This is a genomic window from Paenibacillus xinjiangensis (assembly GCF_059686975.1).
This window is the reverse complement of sequence record NZ_JCAALS010000002.1, coordinates 115,063-137,858: the sequence shown is the minus strand read 5'-3', so window position 1 is coordinate 137,858 and position 22,796 is coordinate 115,063. Positions and strand designations below refer to the sequence as shown.

The 22,796-nt window shown below is 46.4% G+C and carries 21 protein-coding genes; 8 read left to right on the top strand and 13 right to left on the bottom strand.

Translation table 11 applies throughout. From position 1 onward, the window contains the following. Positions 1–80: 80 nt before the first annotated feature. Both AC6ESP_RS02665 and AC6ESP_RS02660 read left to right on the top strand, forming a co-directional pair. On the top strand, positions 81–1,082 hold the full coding sequence (locus tag AC6ESP_RS02665; RefSeq protein WP_497095130.1) for a peptidoglycan DD-metalloendopeptidase family protein: 1,002 nt from the start codon (positions 81–83) through the stop codon (positions 1,080–1,082). A gap of 6 nt (positions 1,083–1,088) precedes the next feature. Further along, positions 1,089–1,532, top strand: a complete 444-nt coding sequence (locus AC6ESP_RS02660; protein ID WP_497095129.1) for a bactofilin family protein — start codon at positions 1,089–1,091, stop codon at positions 1,530–1,532. Between the two features lie 120 nt (positions 1,533–1,652). Here AC6ESP_RS02660 and AC6ESP_RS02655 read toward each other — a convergent pair whose 3' ends face one another. The 7 genes from AC6ESP_RS02655 to AC6ESP_RS02625 all read right to left on the bottom strand — a co-directional run bounded on the left by AC6ESP_RS02655 (position 1,653) and on the right by AC6ESP_RS02625 (position 7,295). After that, positions 1,653–2,444 carry an ABC transporter permease gene (locus tag AC6ESP_RS02655; protein ID WP_497095128.1) on the bottom strand — a complete coding sequence of 264 codons (792 nt, stop codon included), beginning with the start codon at positions 2,442–2,444 and terminating at the stop codon, positions 1,653–1,655. Beyond that, positions 2,437–3,357: an ABC transporter ATP-binding protein gene (locus AC6ESP_RS02650; protein ID WP_497095127.1), complete on the bottom strand. Its 921-nt coding sequence runs from the start codon at positions 3,355–3,357 to the stop codon at positions 2,437–2,439. Before AC6ESP_RS02650 ends, AC6ESP_RS02655 begins: the two co-directional genes overlap by 8 nt. Before the next feature lie 63 nt (positions 3,358–3,420). Next, positions 3,421–3,705: a hypothetical protein gene (locus tag AC6ESP_RS02645; RefSeq protein ID WP_497095126.1), complete on the bottom strand. Its 285-nt coding sequence runs from the start codon at positions 3,703–3,705 to the stop codon at positions 3,421–3,423. Between the two features lie 176 nt (positions 3,706–3,881). Beyond that, positions 3,882–4,826, bottom strand: coding sequence for an LCP family glycopolymer transferase (locus tag AC6ESP_RS02640; protein ID WP_497095125.1), 945 nt, complete (start codon positions 4,824–4,826; stop codon positions 3,882–3,884). Next, positions 4,823–6,058 carry a hypothetical protein gene (locus tag AC6ESP_RS02635; RefSeq protein ID WP_497095124.1) on the bottom strand — a complete coding sequence of 412 codons (1,236 nt, stop codon included), beginning with the start codon at positions 6,056–6,058 and terminating at the stop codon, positions 4,823–4,825. The genes AC6ESP_RS02640 and AC6ESP_RS02635 overlap by 4 nt, the downstream gene beginning before the upstream one ends. 23 nt (positions 6,059–6,081) lie before the next feature. Next, positions 6,082–6,768 (bottom strand): CpsD/CapB family tyrosine-protein kinase, encoded by a 687-nt coding sequence (locus tag AC6ESP_RS02630; RefSeq protein ID WP_497095123.1) that lies wholly within the window; start codon positions 6,766–6,768, stop codon positions 6,082–6,084. Between the two features lie 65 nt (positions 6,769–6,833). After that, complete coding sequence (locus AC6ESP_RS02625) at positions 6,834–7,295, bottom strand: PilZ domain-containing protein (RefSeq protein ID WP_497095122.1); 462 nt, start codon at positions 7,293–7,295, stop codon at positions 6,834–6,836. Between the two features lie 243 nt (positions 7,296–7,538). Here AC6ESP_RS02625 and AC6ESP_RS02620 point away from each other — a divergent pair, with 243 nt between their 5' ends. Next, on the top strand, positions 7,539–7,907 hold the full coding sequence (locus AC6ESP_RS02620) for a helix-turn-helix domain-containing protein (protein WP_497095121.1): 369 nt from the start codon (positions 7,539–7,541) through the stop codon (positions 7,905–7,907). Here AC6ESP_RS02620 and AC6ESP_RS02615 read toward each other — a convergent pair. Both AC6ESP_RS02615 and gltB read right to left on the bottom strand, forming a co-directional pair. Then, the gene (locus AC6ESP_RS02615) at positions 7,904–8,038 is read right to left on the bottom strand and encodes a hypothetical protein (protein ID WP_497095120.1); all 135 of its coding nucleotides are present in this window, start codon (positions 8,036–8,038) and stop codon (positions 7,904–7,906) included. The two genes, AC6ESP_RS02620 and AC6ESP_RS02615, sit on opposite strands and share 4 nt — an antisense overlap. Positions 8,039–8,243: 205 nt before the next feature. Beyond that, complete coding sequence (gltB, locus tag AC6ESP_RS02610) at positions 8,244–12,845, bottom strand: glutamate synthase large subunit (RefSeq protein ID WP_497095119.1); 4,602 nt, start codon at positions 12,843–12,845, stop codon at positions 8,244–8,246. 445 nt (positions 12,846–13,290) lie between these two features. On the opposite strand from gltB, the gene AC6ESP_RS02605 reads away from it, so the two are divergent. Then, positions 13,291–14,604: a stalk domain-containing protein gene (locus AC6ESP_RS02605; protein ID WP_497095118.1), complete on the top strand. Its 1,314-nt coding sequence runs from the start codon at positions 13,291–13,293 to the stop codon at positions 14,602–14,604. A gap of 101 nt (positions 14,605–14,705) precedes the next feature. On the opposite strand, the gene kapB is transcribed toward AC6ESP_RS02605, so the two are convergent. Beyond that, the gene (kapB, locus tag AC6ESP_RS02600) at positions 14,706–15,113 is read right to left on the bottom strand and encodes a kinase-associated lipoprotein KapB (RefSeq protein WP_497095117.1); all 408 of its coding nucleotides are present in this window, start codon (positions 15,111–15,113) and stop codon (positions 14,706–14,708) included. A gap of 224 nt (positions 15,114–15,337) precedes the next feature. Between kapB and AC6ESP_RS02595 the strand changes: the two genes are divergently transcribed. The 4 genes from AC6ESP_RS02595 (at position 15,338) to AC6ESP_RS02580 (ending at position 20,151) form a co-directional block, all read left to right on the top strand. After that, entirely contained in the window at positions 15,338–16,453 is a 1,116-nt protein-coding gene (locus AC6ESP_RS02595; protein ID WP_497095116.1) for an MGDG synthase family glycosyltransferase, read from the top strand. A 104-nt stretch (positions 16,454–16,557) separates the two neighbouring features. Next, on the top strand, positions 16,558–17,973 hold the full coding sequence (locus AC6ESP_RS02590; RefSeq protein ID WP_497095115.1) for an NAD-dependent malic enzyme: 1,416 nt from the start codon (positions 16,558–16,560) through the stop codon (positions 17,971–17,973). 114 nt (positions 17,974–18,087) lie between these two features. Beyond that, the gene (locus AC6ESP_RS02585) at positions 18,088–19,275 is read left to right on the top strand and encodes an acyltransferase (RefSeq protein WP_497095114.1); all 1,188 of its coding nucleotides are present in this window, start codon (positions 18,088–18,090) and stop codon (positions 19,273–19,275) included. A 33-nt stretch (positions 19,276–19,308) separates the two neighbouring features. After that, a complete protein-coding gene (locus AC6ESP_RS02580; RefSeq protein ID WP_497095369.1) occupies positions 19,309–20,151 on the top strand; it encodes a polysaccharide deacetylase family protein in 843 nt (280 codons plus the stop codon). Between the two features lie 78 nt (positions 20,152–20,229). Here AC6ESP_RS02580 and AC6ESP_RS02575 read toward each other — a convergent pair whose 3' ends face one another. From AC6ESP_RS02575 to AC6ESP_RS02565, 3 genes are all read right to left on the bottom strand, one after another. Then, positions 20,230–21,246 carry a C40 family peptidase gene (locus AC6ESP_RS02575; RefSeq protein WP_497095113.1) on the bottom strand — a complete coding sequence of 339 codons (1,017 nt, stop codon included), beginning with the start codon at positions 21,244–21,246 and terminating at the stop codon, positions 20,230–20,232. A 331-nt stretch (positions 21,247–21,577) separates the two neighbouring features. Further along, a complete protein-coding gene (locus tag AC6ESP_RS02570) occupies positions 21,578–22,477 on the bottom strand; it encodes a cation diffusion facilitator family transporter (RefSeq protein ID WP_497095112.1) in 900 nt (299 codons plus the stop codon). 147 nt (positions 22,478–22,624) lie between these two features. Beyond that, positions 22,625–22,762, bottom strand: a complete 138-nt coding sequence (locus AC6ESP_RS02565; RefSeq protein WP_497095111.1) for a hypothetical protein — start codon at positions 22,760–22,762, stop codon at positions 22,625–22,627. Between the last annotated feature and the right edge of the window lie 34 nt (positions 22,763–22,796).

Below are 22,796 nucleotides of genomic sequence, written 5' to 3'. Positions count from 1 at the left end.
TTGGCATGTTTCTGTCTTTTTTAGAATAAATAGCATTAGAACGTTCTAAAATCTCATACCGGCCGGAAGGAGAACGACTATTGAAACGAGCGCGGAAGCCCCTATGGTCACTCGTGGTGATGCGCGGCGCTGACAAAGACGTCAAACAGTTTCACGTATCGAAGCGGTCGGTTGTAGCTGCCCCTGCTGCTGCAGTGCTCGCTGTGTCAGGCTGTATTGCCGGGCTTCAGATTAAATCCGCATACGAGCTTGATGAACTGGAGGATCAATTGTCTCAGCAGACTGCTCAGTTCACACAAACGGTATCCAGCAAGGAGGAAGCGATCGTCTCCTTACAGCAGGAAATAGTCCGCCTGTCACGCCAATCGCAAGATATGCAAACCAGGGTGAATGACCTTCAGGAACTAGAGAACAAGCTTAAACAATTTGTTGAGAAATATGGCAGTGTCGTCACCCCATCTAGTATGGACAGCACAAGTAGAACGAATAGCTCGTCGGCGTCAACTGCTGATGCAGTCTCCCGTCTCTCTCCTGCTTCCTACCAGACGAAGCAGCTTGCCGCCATGGCACGCAAATCCTCACTCGACCTCCAAGCGCTTAGCTCTATGGTTGATTCGATGGAAGAAACGATGGAGCAATCGCTCCAGCGTGCTATCGCACACAAGGCTGAGATGGATGCTATTCCCTCCGGCTGGCCGACGAAGTCCCACAAGATGACGTCAGGCTTCGGTTACCGCAAGGACCCCTTCACCGGTCGTTCAACCTTTCATGCCGGCGTCGACATCTCCGGAAAGCTTGGCGATCCGGTATTTAGTGCCGCAGATGGAGACGTATCGGAAACCGGCTACAGCAGCTCAGAGGGGAACTACATCATTATTGATCACCACAATGGACTTAAAAGCGTCTACATGCATCTCCAACATATTGAAGCACAAGAGGGTGACACTGTCGTGCGTGGCGAGAAGATTGGCTTACTCGGCTCGACCGGCAGAAGTACCGGACCCCACTTACATTTTGAGATTGCACAAAAAGAAGAAGCCGTTAATCCTCTCAAGTATTTGCGGCTCGTGAAGGAGGACTAATTGTTTATGTTCAAAGATAATAAGCGCATTACTATTACGGATACATTAATCGGACAGGGAACACATGCTGAGGGTAAAATGATTTGCGAAGCAGGGCTTCGAATTGAAGGAGAGTACAGCGGTGACATTGAATGCATGGGAGATGTCATCATTGGGGAGTCGGGCATTGCCCGCTCTAGCATTAGTGCTAAAGACGTTACAGTTGCCGGCAAAGTACATGGTGAAATCACAACGAGAGGCAGACTGACTATTACGGCCACTGGTCAAATAACAGGTAATGTGACCGCGCATACGCTTATCATTCATGATGGGGGCAGCATCAATGGCAGCTGCCGGATGGAACGTCCTCAGGAGACACGTACGAGACCGCTGTCCGAGACGGATAATCCTGCAGCAGCGAAGGATCTGCCGAAGGACAAGGACAGAGAAAAAGCGCGACAAGCAGGTTAACTTGATTCGATATGCACCTTACGCCTGAGCTATAACTGGCAGCATGAAGCCGTTCCCTGCAGGTCTTCTGTCTCCCAAGACAGATACCAGCAGAGAACGGCTTATTCACGTGCTTTCCTTCTACGCAGCCACATCTCTCTTATTGAATACGTACCAAGTGAGAGCTATGAATATGACATAATAGACGGCAAGGTTAAGGAGTGAGAAGCCCATTGTCATCCCTTCGCGCAGCGGCGCTTGCACCAAATACTGCACTAGATCCAGATGTACGAAGATCAAATAATCGATCCACTCATAATCTAGCATGGCAACAAGCTTCATTAGCGTATTCACGCCGAGTATGAGGAACAATGACAGGCCAATCGCAAGACCCCCGCTGCGGAACACGGTGGAGAGCATGAAGGCCAGGGTCGCTGTTATAACCAAGGGTATGAATTTCAATACATAATACTTCAGCATGAATGAAGCTGCTGAACCGCTTACTAGCGGAGAGAACTCCTCTGAAGCAGGGGCGTTTGAATAGCCGAATAGCAGAATATTGAGTACAAAGGTGAACACATACAGAACCACTGTCAGAAGCAGTCCAAATAAGAGAACCGATATATACTTGGATAATAGTATTTTGGAACGCGACCATGGCCGGATGAGCAGCAGCTTGATCGTACCTGTTGTGAACTCATCAGCTACACTTGCTGCTGCGATAACCGCTGTGAAGGTCGTCACCAGCAGGAAGGAAACAACAGCCTCAATGTTCATCATCATCCACATGGTTGGCATCTCATTGCTTACAAAGAAGGTGATGAGCGAGATGACCAGATTCAGCCCCAGCATAATTCCTAGCATGACCCATGCTCTGGCACGACCATAAATTTTCAAATTCTCGTTTCTAACGAGCTGCACAAAATTAAACAATACGCTCGCCTCCAGTCACTTCCAGGAATTGATCCTCCAAAGATTTATTATGTACGCTTATGCCATACACCTTAATACCGGCTGCTACTAGCTGAGCATTAAGCATTGCTACAAGCTCTCTATCCGCCTCAATAGCAATTCGAGAGCCGCCATCAAGCTTTGCCTCATGACCGGAGCTGATCATCATCTGAAGGGCGTCCTGCGCTCTGTCCACCTCGAACTGAACTCGGGAGCTGGCCTCAGAGCTGCGTTCCCTTTGTATCGTAATGACATCGATTAATTTCCCGCTCTGAATAATGGCTACACGGTCACACATAAGCTCCATCTCCGACAACAGATGACTAGAGACGAATACCGCAATGCCTTCCTGCTTCACAAGCTGCCGGAGATAATCTCGCAGCTCCCTTATACCCGCTGGATCAAGACCATTAGTCGGTTCATCCAGAATAAGCAGCTTAGGCTTATGCAGTATAGCTTGAGCTACACCAAGCCGCTGCCTCATCCCTAGGGAATAGGTCCGGACTTTATCATGTATGCGTGCCTCCAGTCCGACAAGTGCAACAACCTCATCAATCCGTTCCGCCGTAATCTCCGGAATCATTCGCGCATAATGAATTAGATTCTGATAGCCGCTCAAATATTTATACATTTCAGGATTTTCTACAATTGCCCCGACGTTGCGGATGGCCTTCTCATAATCCCCACTTATATTATGGCCTCCGATGGTAATCTCGCCAGAAGTTAGCGACATAAGTCCAACCATCATACGAATTGTAGTCGTTTTACCCGAACCATTAGGTCCAAGGAAACCAAATACCTCACCGGTTGGTAAATCCAGTGACAACTGGTCGATGATCGTCTTGCTCCCGATTCGTTTCGTCACGCTGTGCAATCGAACTATCGGCTGCTCCATTCCTGCTAACCCCCTATTTCTGGAATTTAATACTTCGTGTTCATTATATAAAAAAACCTCTATCTACACAATTTCTGTAGAATAGAGGTTTTCCGTACAGCTATATACAAGTGGTCTTATCAGCTCGGCAGTCGTCTGTGCGCTTATTGGCAGATAGCCATCCAGACCTTCTTCTTTCAGATGCGATATCGTGTCAGCTTGCGTCTTCTCTTGCTTAGCCATACATTCTATACAGCAGCCCATAGGATGAATAACCTTGAAAAACCCTGTCCGAAACAATACATCAGCCTGAAGAATAGGTACCATTTTGGCACATCCAACACAATAGAACTGCTCTCTTGTAACCACTATATCACTCCCACTTCATATATACTAATTGTATCAATAATTTATTATATGTTACGTTATGTATCTTTATGTTCATACTTTATGACAAATAGCGAAAGTTGTCAATACTTCCCTCATATTTTGTCGTTATTTTTTTGTAATCGTTTACATTTAATAAGAAAAATAAACCGCCCTCGCTAGGACGGTACAGCCGTAGTTAACTGATTTTTCAATAAATCATGTACTTTCATTCTTTCCTCTTCACTCACGATATAATACCAAATCTTATTAATCGTCTCGCCTTTTCCTGCTATTTCAACGGTATCTATCTTCTCAAGATCAGAACGATAGTCCTTCAGGAAGGTTTTCATTTCGTCGAACGTAATGTTCGTCTTGACACTACCGCCCAATTGACCGAGCAGCTTCTCAATCTGTGTAATGTTGGAGAACTTTAACGCGCTTTTCATCACATTCTTAATGATGTCACGCTGGCGCTCATTTCTTCCGAAGTCTCCTCTTGGATCTTCATATCGCATACGAGAGTAGAGTAAGGCCTTCTCGCCATCCAATTGCAGTGTCCCTTTGTCAAAAACATAGCCGCCATAATCGAAGGAGAACGGATTATTCACTTCAACGCCGCCTATTAGATTAATCATCTCGGCGAAGCCTTCCATATTAATTCGAATATAATAATCAATGGGGTAATCTAGGAATTGCTCAACGGTTGCCTTCGACATCTCGGCACCACCGAAAGCATAAGCATGATTAATCTTATCCACAGTGCCATGCCCTACAATCTCGGTTCTCGTGTCTCGGGGAATATTGAACATGAGTATCGATTTGTTAAGAGGATTGACTCCAAGCACAATTAACGTGTCGGAACGACCCGGATCATCCCCTCGCTGATCCACCCCCATTACCATTACGGTGAAAGGCTTGCCCTCATCAATTAATTCTTCCATGCTTGGAGTAACTTCAGGATCTTTACTCACATACTGTTGAGGCGGGATCGGCTCATAGATTTTATCCGCCGTATCCTTCACTGAGCTGTACAAATACCAGCCATAGCTTATGATCGCCACACCGATCACTGCGACACCTATACTTACTCCGATCAATGACCTTTTTAGACCACGCTTCACGAGAACGGTACCTCCTGATTCATAAGACTGCGGATATCATCCCATTCATCTGCTAGGACGATTCCCTCCCCAAGATTGGCTCCGCTCTGCACCTCTAGATACACAAGCTCAGAATTTGCACGCATACTATGCCATTTTCTAATACCAATCTCCACCACATCGCCGGGTTTAATCATGCTGAGCGTACCGTCCAGCAGCAGTTCCCCTTCACCCGATACGATCGTCCATACTTTTTTATGAGTCAAATGAAGCTCGCAGCTGATGTTATGTCCCGCTTTCACGGTCATTCGTCTAATCATTACCTGCTGCTCCTCATGCTGGCTATGCTCCAGCACCTGAGCGCTTCCCCAGCTTCGTTCCACATATGGAGACCGATTATCTAGCATGTCAGCTAATTCTCCGAATGGAATAGGTGTATCGCGATTCGTCACCAGAATACCATTAGGGCCAGCTGCCACGATGACATTCGACAGTCCTACCACAGCTATTGGGATATTCAGCTCATTAAAAAGATAGCTATTATTGCATGCTCCGATCATCCTGCCCTTCCCCACTTGGCTATCCCTTGTAACCTCAGTGAGCTTCATCCAGCCATCTACAAGCGACATGCCTGCATCTGCACGCAGCGAAGTCAGAACACCTTCATGAAGGGTTGTCCATTCCTTATTCATAGGAGACTCGCTCAATCGTTCGAACTGCATGTATAACTGCTCATAGGGGACGGGCAAGCTGCTTGACGTTAGCATTGTAAGGAGTGAATTCATTCGTATAGCGGTAATTCCGCCAATGCTCTCGAGTGCTGTGAAGCCCTTATCTCCAGAGCGAGGAAGCTCCGAGAGAGCTGCTATTAACTCATCGAACTTCGCATCATCGAGATATAGGTCAGCTCGAATAACGATGAGCGACTCCGTGAGAGGAGCTCCTGCAACGGAATACAGATAAGAAGCTGCAAGCGCTATAGAGGGGAGAACATTCGCATGCTGAGGTAATCGAATGAGCCGAGCTGCCGCGCCAAGCTGCCCCAGCAACCAATCCGCATGCATACTGCTCACTGTGACAAAAGCTTGTGAACCTAGATCACTCGCCTGTAATTGTCTCCAGAGGCGCTGCAGCAGCGATTCAGCAGCACCCTCTGGATTCTGCAGCAGAGGCAGCAACGATTTGGGACGATTAACGCTTGATAGCGGCCACAACTGCTCTTCCATTCCTTCAGCCAATACAACAATTTTCAAACCGAGCTGCCTCCAGTCACAACCTAATTCATACCGTAATATTTGTAATACATCTGATCTTTGTTTTTCTTTTTCTTATTGTTCAGAACGACACCAAGCACTCTAGCTTTTACATGCTCTAAGCTGGCATACAGCTTTTTGGCCTGTTGACGCTTCGTCATGCCAACGCTGATGACCACAATAACGCCATCGCATTTCGAAGCCAGAATAAGTCCATCTGTAACGATTAGAGAAGGCGGGGCATCGAATAAAATGATGTCATAATGCTCCTTCAGCTGTTCAATTAGTACATTCATTTTTTTGGAGCTTAGCATCTCGGAAGGGTTAGGTGGTGTCGGTCCCGAGCCTAAGAAGAACAAATGCTCCGTCGAGGTGCTGTGAATCGCTTCCTGCCATTCAACTTGATTAGCAAGCACATTGGTTAGTCCGGACTGGTTAGATTGGGCAAAAATCGTATGTAGAGCTGGCCGACGCAAATCTGCGTCAATAATGAGCACTTTCTTGCCTTCTTGTGCATAAGCGACTGCAAGATTCGCTATAGTCGTGGTTTTACCATCCCCCGATTGTGAGGAGGTTACCATGATTGTCTGGAGCGGTTCATCTATACACGAGAACTGAATGTTGGTACGAAGAGAACGATAGGCTTCTGCTATCGGAGAGTCTGGATTTAAATAGGTAATAAGCTTGCGATTATCATTAGGTCTAGACATAGGTCTCGACATAGGTCATCCCACCCCGACTGTATACTTGTTATTAGTAATAAAATAAATAGTGCTTATCTCAGCTCTGAGCCCCTCGTCTTGCTCTCCCTAACCCTTCTCACATCCTGATTCAGCTTTCTATAGAGCTGATGAATTTTGAATTGGCCGGGGCTTTGCCTTAATATCTCTTGGTTCAGAATACGAATAAGAATGGTTTTGAGTCTGTTAGGTGGGTGGAACGCTACTCCATACTCGTATAGATTGTCACGCTTTTCTCTCCAAACGATATGCCCCCGTAAATTAAGTGAAATGCCCGTTATACGCACATAAAAATCCACCATGTAGCCCTTGTTTACAGGAAGCCTTAATCCAGATAAGAAGCCTAATCCTGATTGGTTCATATTAAGGAGGACAACTGGTGCTGTGGACCCTGTTAAGAGAAGACCCTGTTCATCAAGCAATCCCAGGTCGGCCTTAATTCCTTCATTAAGCTTTAACCGGATATTTGTGCGTAAAGTACTAAATTGAGCGTCCATCATTCACTCCTAGCTCTAAAATTCCGATAAACCTAGGTATAAAGGAATTTGATTTTGTACAACATATAAATGATACAAAACGTATCCTACATACCCCTAACTCTACGATACAATATGTAACATGTCAACCATAATTAATGGATAAACAATTAAATTGCGACATTTCGTTTCATTAAATGCTTTTCTAACGTTTCCGTATTAATATAGGTGTAGCGGAAATCGGTTATTTTAGGAGGAATTAGGATGAATATCGGAAACCGAATTGCTCAATTGAGGGATGAAAAACGGTGGACACAGGAGCAAACCGCAGCAAAGCTTGGCATTTCCAGGGCTGCATTATCTCATTACGAAAAAAATCGCAGAGAACCTGATACCGAAACTTTGGCGAAGTTTGCTGACCTGTACCAAGTAACGATTGATTATTTGGTTGGCAGGACGTTGAATCCTCAGGTGGCTTTAAGCGAAGATATAAAAAACTTTGTTGATCATCTGGAATTATCCGATGAGGAGATTTTGCAGAAATATAACTTAAGCGTAGATGGGCGCAAGCTGACAGCTGACGAGACCAAGCGCTTCATTGCATTCGTTCGTGCTGAGCGTATGATGAATTAGTTCTCTTCGTTCTCGGGTATAACTAGATCAGCAGGCCATTTCTCGGATGGAATGCCCATTTGTACCAATATCTCTCTAATATCTAATTCCATACGACTATCTCCTTTGGCTACAGCATACTCTCCATGCATCATATCCGACTCCTACTCTATGTATATTTCGAACAACAATGTTATTATACCTAATACAAAAGCTAGATTATGTCGTATGATGACAGCGTATTTTTTCTTTTTTGGTAACTATTTGTCGAATAATCTATTATGGCTAGGCGATAACAAAGGAAAAACCGTGACTCTGTTAACAGAGTCACGGTTTTTCCTTTGTTTATAAGCTATATTAGCCGCCAGTACGAGCGAGCTCTTTCATGCTGGCTTCAAAAGCCGCAAGCAATGCTTTATCCGATGTCAGACCGGAATCCTCAGCTTTGCGGATATGCTCCAGCATTTTTTTGTAGTCCTTCGGAATAACTTTGATGAACTTAGCAAGCGATGCATCCCAGTCCTGAAGAACCTGATTACCGATGCCGCTACCTGTATATTCAGTATGGCGTTCGATCATACCGCGCAGCTCAGCAATATCCGCTTCCTCCTCAAGTCTCTCAAGCAGCACCATCTCGAGGTTGCAATGCTTGTAGAACTCACCGGATTGATCATAGATATAAGCAATACCGCCAGACATCCCTGCCGCAAAGTTACGTCCTGTTTCCCCTAGAATAACAACGCGTCCACCGGTCATGTATTCACAGCCATGGTCGCCCACGCCTTCTACAACGACCTTCACGCCACTGTTACGTACCGCGAACCGTTCGCCAGCAATACCACGGATGTAAGCCTCTCCGTCTGTACCGCCATATAGCGCTGTATTACCAATAATAACATTCTCCTCTGCAACGAATGTCGCCTTCGGAGATGGAGCAACGATTATTTTACCGCCTGACAGTCCCTTACCGACATAGTCATTCGAATCGCCTTCGAGCGAGAGTGTAATACCCTTCGGTACGAATGCGCCGAAGCTCTGACCAGCAGAACCTGTGAAGTGGAATGAGATCGTATCCTCTGGCAAGCCTTTTGCACCGTAACGACGTGTCACTTCACTGCCAAGGATCGTTCCGACAACACGGTTCGTATTGCATACCGGGAATGAACCGCGTACACGCTCGCCGCTTTCGATCGCTGCTTGAGCTGCAGGCACGAGATGCTGTACGTCCAGCGACAGCTCAAGACCATGATTTTGCTCTTGTACGTTATGACGCGCAGCATCCTGCGGTACATCCGGTTGGTACAGCAATGGAGCAAGGTCAAGACCTTTGGCTTTATAATGATCAACCAGCTGCTTGGATTCAAGAATATCCACACGGCCAACCATTTCTTTAATGGTACGGAATCCGAGCTCAGCCATAATCTCGCGCAGCTCCTCCGCTACGAAGCGCAGGTAGTTAACGACATGGCTTGGATCACCCATGAACTTCGCACGAAGCTCTGGATTTTGTGTTGCTACGCCGACAGGACAAGTATCCAGTTGACATACACGCATCATCACACAGCCGAGAACGACTAACGGTGCGGTTGAGAAGCCATACTCTTCTGCTCCAAGCAGAATAGCTACTGCAACGTCGCGTCCATTCATCATCTTACCGTCGGTTTCGATGACTACACGGTCACGCAGGTTATTCATCATAAGCGTCTGATGAGTCTCTGCAAGTCCAAGCTCCCACGGCAGACCCGCGTGACGGATCGAGTTCATAGGAGATGCACCTGTTCCTCCATCGTAGCCGCTGACCATAATAACGTCTGCGCGAGCTTTCGCAACACCGGCTGCAATCGTGCCGACACCTACCTCAGATACGAGCTTAACATTAATACGTGCACGTGGATTCGCATTCTTCAGATCATGAACAAGCTCTGCCAAATCCTCGATCGAATAAATATCATGATGTGGAGGAGGCGAGATCAGGCCTACACCTGGAGTTGAGCCACGAACCTCAGCAACCCAAGGATATACTTTACGTCCTGGAAGCTGTCCGCCCTCACCAGGCTTCGCGCCTTGTGCCATCTTGATCTGAATCTCATCGGCGTTAACCAAGTAGTTGCTCGTTACGCCGAAACGTCCCGATGCGACTTGCTTGATTTTACTGCGACGGGAATCACCATTCGCATCAGGAATGAAGCGAGCTGGATCTTCTCCACCCTCACCTGTATTGGATTTGCCGCCGAGACGGTTCATCGCGATAGCCAGGCTTTCGTGAGCTTCCTTACTGATCGAACCGAAGGACATTGCACCCGTCTTGAAGCGCGTCAGAATCGATTCAACCGACTCTACTTCTTCAAGAGGAATAGCCTGCAAGCCATCTTTGAACTTAAGCAAGGAACGAAGCATCATATGCTTCTTGTCTTCGCCTTGTACAAGATTAGAGAACTTCTTGTACAGCTTGTAATCATTGGCACGGGAAGCCATCTGCAGCGTATGAATCGTCTGCGGGCTGAACAAATGCTCTTCGCCGTCTTTGCGCCATTGATATTCGCCGCCGGATTCAAGATCCTTCACACGGCCTTCTTGCTCAGAGTAAGCAAGATTATGGTATTTGAGCGTTTCTTCAGCAATGACATCAAGGCCAATGCCTCCGATACGTGATGGAGTCCATGTGAAATACTCATTAATAAGTTCTTCTTTAAGACCAAGCGCTTCGAATATTTGTGCACCACGATACGATTGGATCGTCGAGATACCCATTTTGGACAATACTTTCGTAACGCCCTTCGTCGCTGCCTTGATAAAGTTCTTAACAGCCTTCTCATGTGAAATATTGCTCAGAAGACCTTGGCGAATCATATCGTCAAGCGTCTCGAAAGCCAAGTACGGGTTAACTGCGCTGACACCATAGCCTAGCAGCAGTGCAAAGTGATGCACTTCACGCGGATCTCCGGATTCCAGAAGCAGGGCTACCTTCGTACGAGTACCTTGACGAATCAAGTGATGATGTAGCGCTGATACGGCAAGCAGAGCAGGAATAGCCGCATTCTCTTTGTCCACACCACGGTCGGACAAGATCAGAATGTTATGGCCTTTGTCAATAACGCGGTCGGCTGCTTCGCACATCAGCTTAAGTGCAGAACGCAATCCTTCTTCGCCCTCTGCTGCTGGGAAGAAGATTGGCAGCGTAATGGACTTGAAGCCTGGACGACGTACATGACGCAGCTTAGCGAATTGCTCATTCGACAAGATTGGTGTTGCCAGCTTAATATGGCGTGCACTCTCAGGCTCTGGCTTCAGCAAGTTGCGCTCAGGCCCAATCGTTGTGCCTACAGCTGTAATAATTTCTTCACGAATTGCGTCAATTGGCGGATTCGTTACTTGAGCGAACAGCTGCTTGAAGTAGTTATACAAGCGCTGTGGGCGCTCTGACAATACAGCAAGAGGAGCATCGTAGCCCATAGACGCAATCGGCTCCATGCCGCTGCTAGCCATTGGCTCGAGCACTTTACGCAAATCCTCGAAGGTATAGCCGAAGGATTGCTGACGCTGCTGCACTGTTTCATGATCGAGCTCAGGAAGCTCAGGCGCATCTGGCAGATCCTCTAGATCAACAAGATGCTCATCCAGCCACTCCCGGTAAGGATTCTGGGAAGCAATCTCCGACTTCACTTCTTCATCAGAGATGATGCGGCCTTCCTTCGTATCTACCACGAGCATACGTCCTGGACGCAGACGGTCTTTATATAAAATATTTTCTGGCGGAATTTCTACCGTACCCGCTTCAGAACCGAGAATGATATGATCGTCCTTCGTTACATAATAGCGAGCTGGACGAAGACCGTTACGGTCGAGATACGCACAGATCTGCGTACCATCTGTAATGGCCATAGCAGCTGGTCCATCCCAAGGCTCCATCAATGTGCTGTGATACTCATAGAACGCCTTTTTGTCGTCATCCATTGCTTCATGGTTGGACCATGGCTCAGGAACCATCATCATTGCCGCATGAGGCAATGAACGACCAGACAGGTACAGGAACTCCAGCGTATTGTCGAACATTGCTGTATCCGAGCCATCTGGGTTGATAACCGGTTTTACTTTATCCATATCGCTGCCGAACAATTCGGTCTCGAACAGCGTCTGACGAGCATGCATCCAGTTCACGTTACCGCGAAGCGTGTTGATCTCACCATTGTGAATCAGATAATGGAACGGATGCGCGCGCTCCCAGCTAGGGAATGTATTTGTACTGAAACGGGAATGGACGAGAGCCATCGCTGTAACGAGAGATTCATCGTTAAGCTCCGTGTAGAAAGAGCCTACTTGCTCTGTTGTGAGCATCCCTTTGTATACGATTTTTTTGCTTGATAAGCTGGTGAAGTAGAACATCTCTCCGAACTTCTTGTCGGAATAGCGAATAGCAAGTTCAGCACGCTTGCGAATAACGTATAGTTTACGTTCAAACGCCAATTCGTCCTTCAAGCTCTCGTTCTTGCCGATAAATACTTGGCGTACGAAAGGCTTAACCGAAAGGGCTGATTTGCCAAGCTTCTTGTCATTCGTAGGTACAGTCCGCCAGCCAACAAGTGATTGGCCTTCCTCACGAATGATATTTTCTAGATCGCGCTCGAATGAGCTGCGCGCCTCTTCATCCTGAGGCATAAACACCATACCTACCGCATATTCTCCTTCTTGCGGCAGTTCAATCTCCTGCTGCTTCAGCTCACGAGCAAAGTAGCTGTGAGGAATCTGAAGCAGAATACCCGCACCGTCTCCCGTATTTGGCTCGCTGCCTTGACCGCCGCGATGCTCCATGTTCTCCAAAAGCGTCAGTGCTTGGCGAATGACAGTATGCGATTTTATTCCTTTGATGTTTGCCACAAACCCCATGCCGCAGGCATCTTTCTCAAATCGCGGATCGTAGAGACCTTGCTTCGGCGGTAATCCAAAAATTTTCTCTTTCATTGTATGCAACCTTTCTATCAGAAGATTTTTGGGCAAGCGCAATGGAACCAAGCCATTTGCGAAAACGCAGTGGACGCTTCACTTGGGCTCGGTACGGTATATAGAACGGCAGCCAGCGAGGCACACCCGACCAGCCCTTACCATTCCTGTTCGCTTAAACGATCCATTGCTGTTCTTGCATACTCAGGAAAACAAACTATTCATCCAATATAGAAGGAAATCGTTCGTATTCCGTTGAAATAAAATACACAACAAACAGCTTTCGTTTAAGGTTAACCAACTTCTCAGCCGTATTCCGCCAATGCGGTTATTATATTAATATAACATTATGCAAAACGGAAGCCAATCTAATATTTTTATAATTGTGATAAATGTTGCTTAATTTCGTCATTGTTCGGATCTATTAGGAAGCTTACTTGTATATTAACAAAAGGAGGAGTCATAGGTGTATAGCAAGTTTAGGAAAGTTGGAGCCCGCACTTTATTGGCATTATTTACTGTTAGTTTGTTCGTTTTACCCCTACATAGTCTGGGGGGCCATTCTGCAACTGCTGCAGGCCTAGCAGAGGATGACGGAATATATCGAATTGTAGGCATTGGTGATTCTCTAACCGCTGGCTATGAGCATGGATTCACCGAGCAATCTGTCCCTTATGGGTATGTAGAGCATGTGTACGAGCAAGCATTATTCCATGGCCTTCGCTCTGAATATGTGAACTTCGGCATTCTCGGGCTGAAGACGGAAGGCTTCGGCCGACTTGTGGAGGCAGTTGCATCGGGAGCTGCAGTTACAGCGGATGATATTCAATCTGAACTGCCTGATCCTAGGGCAGAGAAGGTCATTAGTCAGACTTCTCTTATGGCAGATTCCATCCGCTTGGCTGATCTTATTGTGATTACAATAGGCGGCAATGATCTGTATGCCATTGTCGACCAGTTGGAGCTGGGGCTTCCCCATGAAGATGTAGCCGCTATATTCGAGGAGCAGCTGGACAATTACGAGCAGCAGCTCGAGTCTACGTTAAGATTGCTATTGGAGCTGAATCCCGATGCTCAGATTGTAGCTTCCGATCAGTATCTGCCTATTCCTGCTCCGATGAAGATAGGCTCCGTAACCATTCCATTATATCCCGAAGAGGATCGGCAATTTCTGATCACTTGCGTCAACCAGCTTGGGGAGCGCCTGAAAGCGATAGAAGCTCGATTAACTGCGGACGGCTATGCGATGAAGCCCGCTTTCGTCAGTGCTGCATTTGCGAGCAATGAGTTAACCTTAACATCGATAGCTGATGGAGATATCCACCCCACTCGCAAAGGCTATGCAGCTATGGGCACAACCTTTTCCACAGTAATCTGGGGAGACTATCGCACTGTGCGGCCTCGTGCTGCTGCTACGCCAATCTCCGTCATCGTGAATGGTACAGAGCTTCCCGCTTCTTCATGGCAGCCTGTGCTGCGCAGCAGCCGTACCTTCGTTCCTATGCGCGACATTACCAATGCGATAGGCGCCAGGCTCCAGTGGAACAATGCAGCTCAGAGTGCTTCTGTCGAGTATAACGGCCATCTAGTCGTCTTTACGATCGGCTCCTCCTCGGTAAGAATAGACGGAACGTTGGTTAAGCTCAATAGCCCTCCTGCGTTTTTGCGCACGATCGGGAAAGAAACCAAAACTTATCTTCCCCTTGCCGCCCTATCCGATGCACTAGGCCTTCAGGTTGTTTATCGAGACCCAATTAAAACCGCATTTATTAATAAATAATGAAATAATAAAGCAAACTAACGTAAAAGCACCTCATCCAGCAGCAATAGATGGTTTCTATTGCCCCATGGATGGGGTGCTTTTCCATCATACCTGCTTGGTTATTTGAGATTGTCATATTCCTTCTCAAGCTGTCTAAGCTGCTGTAGACCAAGCTCTGCCCATCGCTTCAATCGATCCAGCGTCTCTATCTCGGACTGCGCAGCAGCCATCAGCGAATCCTTATAAGCGGGTACAATGCCTGTATAGTGTGTAAGGGCGCGTACTGGAATGTTCGTTTTCTCTGTATAGCTCAACGCTCTGCGCTCATGAAACATAGGTACGTCGGGATTATAAGGATTATGTAGATCACCCTGCTCCGGATGCTTCAGCACAGCAACAATCTTAACGAGTGCCCTTGAGCCATTGATCTCGACTATTTCACCTACATATTTGCCTGTCCTTACTTCAGCATTAACGATATCGCCTACTGATACGGCATCAGCCTTGTTCACTGTATCATTATCCACTATGCATCACCTGCTCCTTCTTCAGCTATAACTGCTCATTCATCTGGATTACCGAGCTATTGCTTATTCCTGCCAACAGCTTAACAATAAATTATTTATCTGTACCCGCGCAAGCAGGTAGTAAAAACAAGGCTTCTCTAATAAAATGTGAACAGATCATGTCAGGATTACTTGTGTTAACCTCTACAGAGTCGTAATATGGAAATAGAAAAGTAGGTGACATTATGCGTAAGAAAAGAGTGCTCCTGCTCTCCGAAGGCTTCGGATCAGGGCACACGCAGGCAGCATATGCCCTAGCGGCAGGCTTGCGTCAGCTGGATCCGGGCATTCAGACCCGTGTCATTGAGCTGGGCAATTTTCTCAACCCTGTGTTAGGCCCCTGGATCATTTCGGCCTATCGCAAAACGGTCAGCACGCAGCCTAAGATGGTTGGCTTGATGTACCGCAGCAATTATAAAAAATCGTTCAATCGATTCACCCAGCTTGCCTTACACCGTATGTTCTATACACATACCTCGCAAGTCATAACCCAGCTTAAGCCGGATCTCATCATATGCACTCACCCTGGACCGAACTCTGTTGTCAGTCGACTCAAGCGGCTGGGGCAGGATGTTAAGCAATGTACAGTCATTACAGATTACGACGCACACGGCTCATGGGTTAACCAGGAAACAAATAAATACCTGGTATCCACCGATATAGTGAAACAGAAGCTGACAGACCATGGTGTTCCCTCTGATAATGTTGAGGTTACAGGCATTCCGATTCACCCTAATTTCTGGACAATCCATGATAGACAGGAAGTGCAGGAGCAATTCGGTCTGAAGCAGATGCCGACCGTATTAATTATGGGAGGCGGCTGGGGCATTATGTATGAGGGCAGCCTGCTTGAATACATGACCAAATGGCGCGAAAGTGTGCAATTTATTTTTTGTATGGGTAATAACGAGAAGGTGCGGGACAAAATGCTCCACAATCCGTTATTCCAGCACGAGAATATTAAGATTATTGGATTCACCAAAGAGGTTAGCAAGCTAATGGACGTAGCAGACGTACTCGTCACGAAGCCGGGGGGCATGACTTGTACGGAGGGAATGAGCAAGGGCATACCGATGCTGTTCTACGAGCCCATTCCTGGCCAAGAGGAAGAAAACTGCGAACACTTCATCCAGAACGGCTTCGGCGAGATGTTGGAATCTATTGAAACCGTAGATAAATGGATGACAGCGATTCATGATTCAGAAGCATCGGAGAAGTTCCGAGCCGATCTACTAACTAAGCGCAAACAACAATATGACCCGCTGAATTGTCCTAACGCCGTCCTGCGTCTCTTGCAGTGACGGTGTTTTTGTCCCCGAGTAACGAATGTCTGTTCAAGCTAAAGTGAATTCTAGTTGAGACTTAGCACTGGTTATCCATTCAAGATAAAAAGGAGCGGATCACAATGAAGGAACGCAGCATCGAAGGAAAGACTATTATTCTAAGGCTCGAGATCGACACACAGCAAGGACAATTCGGCAAGGCAGCTACTGCCATTGAATCAGCCGGGGGCGATATTGTAGCCATTGATGTCATTCATACCGACAAAAGCCGCAGCATTCGAGACTTGACTGTTAAAATTACCGAAGCTGGCGCCGCGGAGCGGCTCTCCGCAGCTCTTCAATCTATTCCTGGAATTAAGCTTAAGCATATCTCCGACCGTACCTTCCTCCTTCATCTCGGTGGCAAGATCACCATTCAGCCCAAGACCCCTATTCAGAACCGCGATGATTTATCAAGGGTCTACACCCCAGATGTCGCAAGAGTCTGCAGAGCTATACATGATGATCCCGCCAAAGCCTATACCTTAACGATCAAGCGAAATACCGTTGCTGTTGTCTCTGATGGGAGTGCTGTGCTCGGCCTAGGCAATATAGGCCCCTATGCAGCAATGCCTGTTATGGAAGGCAAGGCGATGCTGTTCAAGCAGTTCGCCGAGGTAGATGCCTTCCCTATTTGCCTTGATACGCAGGATACTGAGGAGATTATTGCTGCTGTGAAGCATATGGCTCCGGGATTCGGCGGCATCAATCTGGAAGATATTTCAGCTCCGCGCTGCTTCGAGATTGAGCAGAGGCTTCGTGAAGAGCTTGATATTCCTGTATTTCACGATGATCAGCATGGCACAGCCGTCGTCTTGTACGCTGGACTTCTCAATGCTCTTAAGCTTACGGAGCGCAACCTTTCAGAAGCGCGAATCGTTGTATGTGGTATTGGCGCCGCAGGTACAGCATGCACCAAAATGCTCCTTGCAGGTGGAGCTATGCACATCGTCGGCGTTGACCGCGAAGGGATTCTCACTGCTGACAACAGCTACAGCAATCCGATGTGGCAATGGTATGCCGAGCATACGAATCCAGAACGTCAATCCGGTGGTCTAACAGAAGCACTACAAGATGCCGATGTATTTATAGGTGTATCCGCAGGGGGCATTCTTACTAGAGAGCATATACAATCCATGTCTGTGGAACCAATTGTATTCGCAATGGCGAATCCGGAGCCGGAAATTCGTCCTGAGCTGGCTGAGGATCTCGTTGCTGTATTCGCTACAGGCAGATCGGATTATCCGAATCAGATTAATAATGTCCTTTGCTTTCCAGGTATTTTCCGCGGGGCGCTAGACAGCCGTGCAGTTACGATTAATGAGGAAATGAAGCTGGCAGCAGCTGAAGCTATCGCTTCTGTTATTTCAGAAGAAGAGCTAAGCCGTATTTATATTATTCCAAGTGTGTTCAATACGAAGGTAGTAGAGGAAGTAAGACGCAGAGTCATACAGGCTGCAATTAAGAGCGGAGTTGCACGCAAGCAGCCGCGCGAGTAGACAATATATGACGATAACCCACTTGTAATGGGATATTCATACATATTGTGCATATGGAAACATTATACTATAATGACTAAGTTACTAGAATAGACAGTCGGAGGGTGAGTAGTTGTGGTTGCCGCTTCATTACAGAAGAAGGAAAACATTCCTGAACTGCAGCTTGTAAGAGCAATAGCGATCATCGGAGTATTAACGGTTCATTCCACCTCTTTTGCTACCGTTAATATGGTAGATTCCAATTTTTATTTTCTTTATAACTTTTTTAACATTTTTATGAAATTTGGTACGCCTACTTTTATTTTTTTAAGTAGTTTTGTTCTTTTTTATAATTATTACTCAAGACCGCTAGACTCTAAGCTAATAGGAAGCTTCTACAAAAAAAGATTGCTGTATATTATCATCCCTTACCTAGTCTTCTCTGTCTTCTACTTCACCGTGCTGCATTTCACTTATTATAGAAGTCGGACGCTAGAAGCTACATTAGATAGTTTTTTCACCAAAGTGTTAACAGGCAGCGCCTATACGCATTTATATTTTGTATTTATTAGTATTCAATTTTATCTGCTGTTCCCTTTATTTCTCTGGCTGCTAAAAAAATTCCCTCGTCTCGTATTATGGGCGGTTCCAGCCGGTCTCGTTATTCAATGGGCTTTTGTAATCATTAACAAGCATGTTCTCGAAGACCCAGTGCCTAACAAAGGCAGCTGGTCCATCTCTTATTTCTCATACTACCTGCTCGGTGCTGCTCTTGGAATCTATTATCCCAAATTAAAAGCATGGATCATCATCAACAAGGATAATGCCAATAAAGCCCGCATCACCACTTGGTTGATCATATGGGCATTGTGGCTTACAGCAGGCTTATCTCATGTATATATTTGGTATAACACACGTCTTAAGATAGATTCCTATAATACAACCTTGTATGAGTTTCTATGGAATGCCCATACCTACCTGTCTGCTCTTGTACTGCTGCAGCTATCCTTCATTCTTTATCGCAAGCTGCCGCTGAGGCTCCCGAACCTGATGTCCAGACTAGGCGCCCTATCATTCGGAATTTATTTGATTCATCCCTTTTTCCTTCTCGTCTATCGTCAATATCCGCCTACCACGGGCACCTCATGGGTATACCATGCTTGGTATGTCGGCGGCTTCGCGCTTGCACTAGTTGGTTCTTGGATCGTTGTAACTATATTTGCCCGCTTCATACCATTCTCTTGGATTGTATTCGGCAACCTTCCGAAGTCGAAGAGAAGTCCATCTCAGCAGCCATTGCCAGAGAAGCAGCTTAATGTCTAATCCATTTTATAATTGTGAGGGATTCCATTGAAAATGAAAGTAATGGCCGCTGTGCTTGTCTTTGCACTTGCTCTTGTATGGCCAGCGTCAACTAGTCAACTAACCGCAGCTGATTATTATTACAAGAACAAAGTTATCGTCCTTATGTACCATCACATTGATGCCAAAGAGAGTGGAGCTACAATCTCGCCTTCGCGTTTCGGAACCCATATGAAGCTGTTGAAGGAAAAGGGCTATAACGTCATCAGCGTTGAGCAGTTTGCTGATTTCATGCGTAAGAAAGGCAGCGTTCCTGAGAACGCAGTCGTTATTACCTTCGATGACGGCTACGAGAGCTATAATCAATATGCCGTTCCGATTATGAAGAAATACGATATGGTAGGCACCCATTTCATTATCGGCACGAGCAGCGACAAGAATAACGCCGGCACCAAGCATTTGTCTTGGGACACCATGCGAGCCTTGAAGAAGGAAGGCCATAGCTTCTATAGTCACACGTATGATTCGCATCACTACAAAGAGCTGAACAAGAGCGGCAGCAAGAAAGGGCCAATGCTCAGCAATCGCATTTATCTCAAGGATAAGAACCGGCTAGAGACTCAGAAGGAATATGTTGCACGTATTACAGAGGATACCAACAAGATAGAAACGCGCCTGAAAGAGGAATTAGATAATTCATCTCAAATGATCGCTTTCCCCTTCGGTTCTTTCAATTCGACTGTCAAAAAGATTCAGAAAGAAGCTGGCGTATCGTTATTCTTCACCACTCGTCCCGGCATTAATAAGCCTGGCTCAGATGAAGTGTTCAGACTTAATGCAGGATCACCCAAAGTAACAGCTAATAAATTCGTTGAGATGCTGCAGAAGTTTCACTAGCCAAAAAATCCTTAGCCCTCTCTAGCACAGCAGTGCATAAGGGCTAAGGATTTTTTTATTAGAAGCTTGTATTACAGTTTACAGTGCACTGCCTCCGTATAAGAAGCGATGCTCCCAGTGTGTGCCTTCAATGCTGCTTATTTTCACACCGCCACTTTCCTTAGAGTAGGTATGTAGTACTTTCCCATCACCTAAGTAAATGCCGTCATGCGTTATGCTTGCTGTTGATTTATTCACACCGGAATAGGCAGAAGCGCTTGTCCCTTTGTAAGACATGAAGAACATAAGATCGCCGCGTTTCAGCTGCTTCCAATTCGTCACTGCATTGCCTTTGTTCTTCACGTATTGACCTTGGCCTCGTGAATCAGCAGGCAGCTTCACACCTACACCATCTATAAATGCTTGTCGGACGAAATCCGAGCAATCGAAGGTCGTCGTCGTATTACGGCTTGAGCCGTACTCATAAGGCGTGCCCAAATAGCTCATGCCAGCCGCAATTACTTTTTCCACTGAGCTGCTCGATGGGGCTGTTGTACTGCCGCCAGAGCCCGAGCTGCCACCACTATTACTGCTTCCGCCGCCACTTGGAACAGAGCCGCTTACCGTAATGTATTTGGATTGGGTGCTAACGTAGCCGACCTGCCCATTAGAGTCCTTCACTTGGTACCAAGCACTGTTAGTCTGTGCTATTACAGATACCTCCTCGCCTTTCTTCATATAACGAATACGTGATGCTGTTGTAGAAGGACCCGTCCGGAAAGATACTGATGCTTTAATAACGGCATTCGTATCCGCTGAGGATGAAGTCATATTGATATAAGACGATGATGACGATACATAGCCTGTTCTTCCTGTAGAATCAGTTACTTTGTACCAGTATGCATTCGTTTTCTCGACTATTGTAATTTGTTCGCCTTTTTTCAGCATACGAATAACAGATGCGCTTGTAGATGGAGCTTCACGGAAGTTTACTCCGGCCTCAACGACTGCCGAACTTGCTGCCATAGCAGCAGGGATAGGTAACGAAGCCGAGCCTAACAATAGCGTTGCCGCAATTGTCGCCGTTACTATCCTTTTTTTCATGGTGTTTTCCACTGTACCCCTCCTCGTTAAAGTTAGCTAGCAATCGCTATGCTTTATCCATTGTAGATTCGACAGATAAGGACAAGCATCCACCAATGTTCCTATTTACCCATTCTCCAATTTGGGAACAAAGAATCATGTGAACTATGGTGAAAGCTGCAAAATAAGCGTTCCCCGAAGGAAACGCCTTAAGCATTCATATAGGCTGCAAACATTGCTATCACAGCATTTCAGACTACTATTCCTTCGGAAAAATGAGGGTAGTCTCACTTATGAGCCTTAGGAACTATATCCTTGAAGCCCCATTTTACTTGGTAATACTTACACAGTGTATCTTTACCATTTAATTGGTTATGGTATCCATTTCTAATGGCTCAACATGAACATGTACACTCATTATATTATGTCTTTTATGCAGTATACGCTCAATTTCATCGCTAATACGATGACTCTCAATCAGTGACAGCATCGGATCAACCTGTACGATTACATCCACTAATACATTGCTGCCGTGCACACGAGCTTTAATATCCTTAATGGATTGGACGCCCATTGTCCGCTCAATGGTTAGGCGCAGCGTAGACAGCTCATTAGCATCGAAGCCATCCGTCAGTGCATGAGTTGAGCTATAGAAGATCTCCCAGGCCGTCTTACAAATGATACAGCCCACTGCTATCGCAGCAACTGGATCGAGCCAGGGAAGTCCGAATTGAGCACCTATAATCCCTATTGCAGCGCCAATACTGACAAGCGCATCCGATAGATTATCCTTAGCAGCAGCTCGGAGCGCTTGGTTGTTGATGCGCTTAGCTAGTCTATTATTATACAGATAGACGCCCGCCATACAGGCAGCAGCGAACAATGCAACCCCTGCTGACAATAGAGAAGGAGCCTCCCGATTGGCTTTGAATAAGGATTGAACAGCAGTAATAAGTACTTGAATGCCGACAGTCGCCATAATGAATGAAGCGATCAGAGCTGCAATCGTCTCCGCTCGGAAATGTCCATACAGGTGATCTTTATCTGGAGGCTTCTGCGATATCTTCAGTCCGATCAAGACAGCGGCAGAAGCGATAATATCCGTCAAGTTATTGAAGCCATCTGCTACGAGCGCTCCTGAAGCAAACCAATAGCCTGCGACAAGCTTAAGAGCTGACAGCACCAGATATGCGCAGATGCTAACCCAAGCGCCCCTCTCGCCCTGCTTGATCTTTTCATATTGATCCAGTCTCAACACCCCCATTTCCTTTATCATCCAATATCGGTATCATAACCGACCTAACCGTTGTGGGTCTAGAGAAACAGTGTTTACCGATTGCTTGCTTTTATGCATAAGTGCAACACATTATCACAGAAAAATACCTATCCGAGAGGGATAGGTCAGCATCATTTATTTCAGATAGAACACCTCAGGCATCGGCTTAATCGGATCCGCTTCTTTGAAATCGAAGGACCCCTGAACCATCGTAGAAGTAATCGCATTCCATCTGCTGCAAGCATCGCTCCCTGAATTTCGCGATACTCGCACTAACAGAGGTATGACTCCTTCTTTTATTAACTAG

Bases quoted from the DNA above. Each gene is read 5' to 3' on its own strand.
- AC6ESP_RS02660 (WP_497095129.1), top strand. From the start codon at position 1,089: ATGTTCAAAGATAATAAGCGCATTACTATTACGGATACATTAATCGGA.
- AC6ESP_RS02650 (WP_497095127.1), bottom strand. From the start codon at position 3,357: ATGGAGCAGCCGATAGTTCGATTGCACAGCGTGACGAAACGAATCGGG.
- AC6ESP_RS02630 (WP_497095123.1), bottom strand. From the start codon at position 6,768: ATGTCTAGACCTAATGATAATCGCAAGCTTATTACCTATTTAAATCCA.
- AC6ESP_RS02625 (WP_497095122.1), bottom strand. From the start codon at position 7,295: ATGGACGCTCAATTTAGTACTTTACGCACAAATATCCGGTTAAAGCTT.
- AC6ESP_RS02620 (WP_497095121.1), top strand. From the start codon at position 7,539: ATGAATATCGGAAACCGAATTGCTCAATTGAGGGATGAAAAACGGTGG.
- AC6ESP_RS02615 (WP_497095120.1), bottom strand. From the start codon at position 8,038: ATGCATGGAGAGTATGCTGTAGCCAAAGGAGATAGTCGTATGGAATTA.
- gltB (WP_497095119.1), bottom strand. From the start codon at position 12,845: ATGAAAGAGAAAATTTTTGGATTACCGCCGAAGCAAGGTCTCTACGAT.
- AC6ESP_RS02595 (WP_497095116.1), top strand. From the start codon at position 15,338: ATGCGTAAGAAAAGAGTGCTCCTGCTCTCCGAAGGCTTCGGATCAGGG.
- AC6ESP_RS02590 (WP_497095115.1), top strand. From the start codon at position 16,558: ATGAAGGAACGCAGCATCGAAGGAAAGACTATTATTCTAAGGCTCGAG.
- AC6ESP_RS02580 (WP_497095369.1), top strand. From the start codon at position 19,309: ATGAAAGTAATGGCCGCTGTGCTTGTCTTTGCACTTGCTCTTGTATGG.
- AC6ESP_RS02570 (WP_497095112.1), bottom strand. From the start codon at position 22,477: ATGGGGGTGTTGAGACTGGATCAATATGAAAAGATCAAGCAGGGCGAG.